The organism is Paenibacillus aestuarii (assembly GCF_027789125.1).
Taxonomy (GTDB): domain Bacteria; phylum Bacillota; class Bacilli; order Paenibacillales; family NBRC-103111; genus Paenibacillus_E; species Paenibacillus_E aestuarii.
Genome location: NZ_JAQFVF010000040.1, coordinates 1 through 6,110, shown reverse-complemented (window position 1 = coordinate 6,110; position 6,110 = coordinate 1). Strand labels below are relative to the sequence as shown.

At 41.3% G+C, this 6,110-nt stretch carries 6 protein-coding genes; 5 read left to right on the top strand and 1 reads right to left on the bottom strand.

Features of this window, described 5'->3' with window-relative positions:
* The 5 genes from O9139_RS18040 to O9139_RS18020 all read left to right on the top strand — a co-directional run.
* Nucleotides 1-431: AAA family ATPase (locus tag O9139_RS18040; protein ID WP_270880863.1), on the top strand; the 431-nt coding region annotated here is incomplete at its 5' end.
* 74 nt (nt 432-505) lie between these two features.
* Nucleotides 506-706 carry a hypothetical protein gene (locus tag O9139_RS18035; protein WP_270880862.1) on the top strand — a complete coding sequence of 67 codons (201 nt, stop codon included), beginning with the start codon at nt 506-508 and terminating at the stop codon, nt 704-706.
* Nucleotides 707-880: 174 nt separating this feature from the next.
* Nucleotides 881-1,585 carry a hypothetical protein gene (locus tag O9139_RS18030; protein WP_270880861.1) on the top strand — a complete coding sequence of 235 codons (705 nt, stop codon included), beginning with the start codon at nt 881-883 and terminating at the stop codon, nt 1,583-1,585.
* 181 nt (nt 1,586-1,766) lie between these two features.
* The gene (locus O9139_RS18025; RefSeq protein ID WP_270880860.1) at nt 1,767-3,116 is read left to right on the top strand and encodes an S-layer homology domain-containing protein; all 1,350 of its coding nucleotides are present in this window, start codon (nt 1,767-1,769) and stop codon (nt 3,114-3,116) included.
* 290 nt (nt 3,117-3,406) lie between these two features.
* Nucleotides 3,407-4,102: an RDD family protein gene (locus O9139_RS18020; RefSeq protein WP_270880859.1), complete on the top strand. Its 696-nt coding sequence runs from the start codon at nt 3,407-3,409 to the stop codon at nt 4,100-4,102.
* Nucleotides 4,103-4,624: 522 nt separating this feature from the next.
* Here O9139_RS18020 and O9139_RS18015 read toward each other — a convergent pair.
* Nucleotides 4,625-5,842, bottom strand: coding sequence for an IS110 family RNA-guided transposase (locus O9139_RS18015; RefSeq protein WP_270880676.1), 1,218 nt, complete (start codon nt 5,840-5,842; stop codon nt 4,625-4,627).
* Nucleotides 5,843-6,110: the final 268 nt, after the last annotated feature.

Here is a 6,110-nt window from a genome sequence, read left to right as displayed (position 1 = left end):
AATGCGCGTTGATTGAGGGCGATCTTCTACTTCATGTATACCGAGGGGAGAACGAACCGCCTTGGGAGGAACGACTGAAACTAGCTTGGCTTAATATCACTGCAGTGACTCGAAATTTGCTTAGGCATGGGCTAAATGTTGTTATCGATTTCGTAGTTGAAGACGAGCTGCAAGGGTTCTATGACCAACTGTCGGATCTCGACGCGACACTCTATTATGTTGTGCTGCATGCGGAACCGGAAACCCTCGCCGCTCGACTCAGTCAGCGAGGAGATGCACAGTATATCCAACGTTCGCTCTTCCTTCGGAATAAGTTGATGGCGTCACTGACTAATGAGCCATTCCTGCTGGACGCCGACCGCAAGCGGCCAGAGGAAATCGTTGAGGAAATCGTTAAAGGTACCAGATTTCGGATCCAAAGGTTACTCTAAGTGAGGAAATTACCTTATTACAATTCAACTAACGGGATACGATAGTTCAGCAACACAAATGCAGGAGGTTTCAGATGAAGAAGGAGTGGATAGAAGCAACAAAGCTATTAGCTAACGATCCGACCATATCCATTAAATGTCCGGATTGTGAAAGTCATGTAATTGAAGTGCTTGACGTTGATTCCCCGTTAAATGCAGTGGATTTTGAAAGGTATATGACTTGTCCTCATTGTGAAGCACGAGCTGTTTTAAGAATGAAGCGTAAAGAGACTTAAGCTAAAGGCGAACTATAGCACAATAAACAGGGATACAGGGAGCAGATTGCCGTGGCAGCTGTTCCCTGTTTTCATTAAAGTAACGGGCAGTTTAGCGTCAGATAGAAACATCTAATATATTGTGCTTATCCACTTGAATGGAGGGTCTAACCTTGGGCATTAGGAATTATCTGATTGGAGGCGTTTCCGGCGCTGGCAAAACTACGGTCTGCAACGAATTGCATCGGCGCGGCTACCATGCCATTCATGGTGATCGTGAATTGGCTTATCAAGAGCGATCCGGAAACTGGTACCCCAACGGATGGCTTTAAACCCGAACACCACATTTGGCATGTAGATAAAGTAAAAGCTTTGGTCGCCAATCAGGATGAGGCGGTAACATTCTTCTGCGGTGGTTCGCGGAATTTTCCCAAATTCATCGATCTCTTCGACGACGTGTTTGTCCTTGAGGTCGACTTGGAAACCAGTCTCCGGCGGATTGATGAGCGAGTAGCACTGGACCCAATACGAAATGGTAATAAAAAGAACACCATCGAAATTACATATGCAATCTATAAAGGTGGAACAGTTCCTAATTCCACGGGGAAAGATCTAATTGAATTATCAAAAAATGTTGTAGTTAACGAACGATTTCTATCTTTTTTTCAAGAGTCAGGGAGCTGTGGTTTTGGGAAGTACGGTACAGTTGCATATACCGCTCCCTCAATTCCTAGATTTCAAGTATGGCATATTTCAAATGGGAAAGATTTTATTTTCCTAACTCATGAATGTCTCGAAAGTCCTACTGAAGAAGAAATCGATGAAGTTAGACAAATCGTTGCAATGCTCAGTTTGAATATTGTTGAAAGACCCTGGTGGAAATTTTGGGTTATACCGTAAGGTCACGTTCAACTAACGGATACGATAGTTCAAAACGAGGCGCAGACGCCGCGGTCGGCAGCGTTCCCTTATTCAAGTAACTGGGAGGTTACTGAACCAGCTAGCTATTACATTTAAAGGGTAGCTCTAATAGTGTGTCGAATAAATAATACGACTTATTTTGAAAGGAGATCTAATTATTTTGAAAAAATTAACGACGACTTTAATAACCCTTTTGATGACATTCTTACTTATTGAATCCTATATTACACCGAGCTTTGCTTCAATGAATGATAAGTCGCAAATGTTGAATCGAATTTTTCCAGATATAAAAAACCACTGGTCTGAGAACACGGTCAAAGAGGCTATAAAAAAAGGATATATTGATGGATTCGAAGATGGAAATTTTCATCCGGATCAAACTGTTACTCGGGCTGAATTTATTAAGATGTTGGCACTGGCTCTTAAACTTGACATCCCTAAAGGGAATGAACAAGAATGGTATTCTCCTTTTGTTAACGCGCTAGTTCATGCCGGTATTCATCAATGGAGCGATTTTGATAGCGGTGATTGGAATACTCCCATTACCCGAGAAGAAGTGGCCCGTCTTTCGGTTAGAGCAACGGAAAAAGAAAAGCACAACATTGATACAAGAAAGTGGATGTACGATGCCACCAGTACTGGGTTAATTACCGGATTAAATGATCGGGGGGACTTGGGAATCCTAGAATCATCTAATCGTGCACAAGCGGTTACGATTATCGAGCGTATTTTTAAATTAAGGCACAATGAAAATTTGGAAGTTGATAAACATGCGGAATCACAAGCTGAATTTTTTTGGCACAATACAAATATGTTTACTATGTGGAAGAACTTCCTAACCACTAAGGGGTGGAATGGGTTTAATCCTGAAGGCTTTGATTCTAAGATGACTATCGATTCCCCAGACGGCATCTATAAGGGTAGAATAACCGGAATTTATGTCATTGATTTGGCTGATACAAATGACCCCTTTTGGTCTATCATTCCATACTCGATTAATGATTTATATTGGAATGCTGGTGATAGAGCACAATTTCCGATTCGAGACATAAAAGATGCATTTTTGGTTTATTACACTCAATCGTTGGACTACAACAATGATCCCGGACACATCTCAACAAATTTATATTATAATACTGATGGTTCAATTCAACTACAAATGTTAGGAGTTGGAGAGGAGAATAAAAAAGAGTTCGAGGATGGTACTTGCTGCAAATATGATGTTGAACAGTACAATCGTATTGGGCAGGGTTCATTGGAAGCAAGTCAAAGTATCAATCTGAAACTTGACCCTAGTTATAACGGAAAGGTTTATCAAGGATATATTGACCATAAAGTTGCTAGATTACCGATGATGATCGTACCAAAGAAAATTAAAGAATACAGTTACGTTACAGTTGATGCGGAAGTGAGCAGATCGTTCTCTCAACCTTATACTAATCGGCTTTATTATAAATGGTTTACTGATGACCATCTCAATACGAGTACAAAAAGAATTGAACTTAATTAATTGAGAATACGTTACTTTTCGATATTAATTGGACTTGGTAACGTGCCTAAAAGATAACGAAATGCCTCATTAATAGTCCCAAAAAGCCGCTTAAGTAGGTGGATCGATGATAAAGTCCCGAGTAGTAAGCTCTGACAATCACGCTAGAAAATATCATTGTAAGCTAACGATCGATTGCTGTTTACGTTGAAGTAACGAGCAGTAAGGTGCAAATAGTTGTCCAGTTAATAGAGATGGGTTAAGGTGCACATAAGGTGATCAAAAGAGATCTTAAATATATGGGGGTCCGAATGGTACAAGACGATGAAAAATGGTTTTATAAGTATGGTGTTCAGGAAAATGGCCCCTTTACAACGGAAGAAATGAATAACTTGATTCAAAAAGGTGAATTGAAGCGCGTTACAAGTGTTAAGCGAATTGGACAAGAATGGAATGCGGCGGAATCGTTCAAAGAACTGCATTTCAAAAACTTAGCAAATAACGTTGCACGTCCTTGGACCCGCTATTGGGCACGAGGACTTGATATGTTAATCTTAGCATTCCTACTGGGTATTCTCATGAACATTTTACCGACGATTTTCTTCAATACCCGTTTTGAAGGATTATTTCTGGGAATTATGACTCTTATGCTATCCATCCCATTTGAAGCATGCCTTTTAAAATTGTGGGGAACCACACCCGGTAAATGGATCCTTGGTATCAGGATTCGGGATTTGGAGGGCCAGAAACCGAAGTTTAGTAAGGCCCTTCAAAGAAGTGTGCTCGTATGGTGGCGAGGGCAAGGGGCCGGCTTACCGATTGTCTCACTAATTTTTCATTTAAGAGGTTATCAGCAGTTGAAATATGATCTTGGTAAGACAACATGGGATCGGGATTCAGAAATTGTGGTATCTCACCGATCAAAGAGTTGGTGGGGGGAGCTGCTTGTCTGGTTAGCCGCTACTCTTATAATTTACTTTAGAATTAAAAGCTTTTTGCCCAACTAAAGTGGTTTTGACCACGTTGGGGTAAAACGCAGTGTTTTTTTTGTATCAACGCGAGTAATACAAATAGACATTCATTCAAAAGACGCATTCATTCAAAGTCGCTGACAAAACGGAGCGGGTAGCTAAAATGTAGGGAACTTTGTATCATTAATGTAGTGAGATTTGTGTCATTAGACACGACACTCCTACCGACAACCGACAATAAGACATTTACACCTGTTGTCGGGTGACAAGAACATTATCTCATTAAATGCCGCTTAAATAGCGGCTTTTTGTGTTTATGGGATAAAGTTCTTGTCAAAACCAAATGACAAGAACTTTATCCTATTCCCGATTGTTGATAAGAACTTTATCTCATTCCAGACGTGGGGCAGGGAAAATGTGAGGTCATTTGTAATCTGGACTTATTCGTTAAACTACCATGAAAATTAAAGATCGGGCATTCTCAGAAAAAGGGCAGCATGAAAGAAGACGCTGCTCTTTCATTTTTTAAAGTGTAGCGGCGCCTAGGAAATGGGGGGATCAGGAGACTTCCGAAATCGAAACGTTATAACCTAAGCTCTCAAGCCTTCGAACTGAATTCCGTACAATTGCTCCGAGTTTCTGTTTGTCAAAGTAATCTTCACCTAGATCAACATACATTTCTTTTCTTGTCAATAAATAATAAGCGATTCTTAGCATGGCATGGGCCACAACAATAGCAGCTCTTTTTCTGCCTTTTCGTGCTAAAGTTCGCCTATACATTGCACCAAGATAGTTTTTGGATGCACCTACCGAATGCGCTGCTTCTGTTAAAGCAGATTTTAAATATTTGTTTCCTTTTTTGCCTTTGGAAGACTTTCGTTTGCCGGCGCTCTCATTATGTCCAGGCACTAATGCAGCCCAAGAACATAAGTGAGCCGCACTAGGAAACTGTTTCTCTATGTTTGTTCCGAGTTCAGCTAGAATCTGTTCCGCCATCCGAGGGGCAATTCCAGGTATGGAGTCCAAGCGTTCTACGTCTTCTTGATACGAACTAACCCTGTTTGCAATTTCTTGATCTAACATTTCAATTTGTTCGGACAGAAAGTCAATATGAGTTAGAATTGTCTTGATCATTAAACGCTGATGGGGGTTTACGTAACCTCGAAGAGCTAGCTCAAGTTCTGCTTTCTTCTTTTTCAGTGTTCGTTGAGCGAAGTTTGCCAATTTCTCAGGATCATCTTCACCTTCTGCAATAGCGCGAAGCATATCCTTAGAGGAAACGCCCATAATATCGGAAACAACAGAGCCGAGTTTAATGTTTGCTCCTTCTAGAACCTTTTGTATTCGATTGTGCTGTCTGGCCCGTTCTTCAATAATGCTTCGGCGATAACGGACTAACTCTCGAAGTTCTCGTTGATCGCGGTTTGGAACGAAGCTAGCTTTTAGAAGTCCATGGCGTAGAAGTTGGGCGATCCATTCAGCATCTTTGACATCTGTTTTACGTCCTGGTAGTGCCTTCATATGTTGGGCATTTACGACTAAAAACTCGATATCCTCAGCTTCTAGCAGGTTAACAATTGGCTTCCAAAAGACTCCTGTGCTTTCCATAGCAACATGAGTACATCCATGTTTTTTAATCCAGTCGATTAATTGCAACAAAAAGACTGTTTTAGTAGAAAACGTACAAATCTCCTTTCCTTCTGGTGTCATTACACATGCTGTAATGGAGTCTTTATGAACATCCAAACCACATGCGCGTTCAATGAGAATTTCCATTGAAAGCATCCTTCCTACGGCACTAAAATTGGAGCTGGTGCAACAACCAAAATAGGATTAATCTACCATGAGTGCTTCCCAAGAGGGAGCGACATTCTGTGATGCACCGTGGTCGTCGGAGTCAGACTAACGGATGGGCTCTACCGCACCATAGTTCATCGACCTTCTTCTCCCAGCCGTAGTAGCAGTATTGACGGCTTTTTGATTTCATTTTCATCCTCTGTGATGCAGCGCTGTTTCGCGCGCTGCATGATTGGCTAACGGGCAG

Bases quoted from the DNA above. Each gene is read 5' to 3' on its own strand.
- O9139_RS18035 (WP_270880862.1), top strand. From the start codon at position 506: ATGAAGAAGGAGTGGATAGAAGCAACAAAGCTATTAGCTAACGATCCG.
- O9139_RS18020 (WP_270880859.1), top strand. From the start codon at position 3,407: ATGGTACAAGACGATGAAAAATGGTTTTATAAGTATGGTGTTCAGGAA.
- O9139_RS18015 (WP_270880676.1), bottom strand. From the start codon at position 5,842: ATGGAAATTCTCATTGAACGCGCATGTGGTTTGGATGTTCATAAAGAC.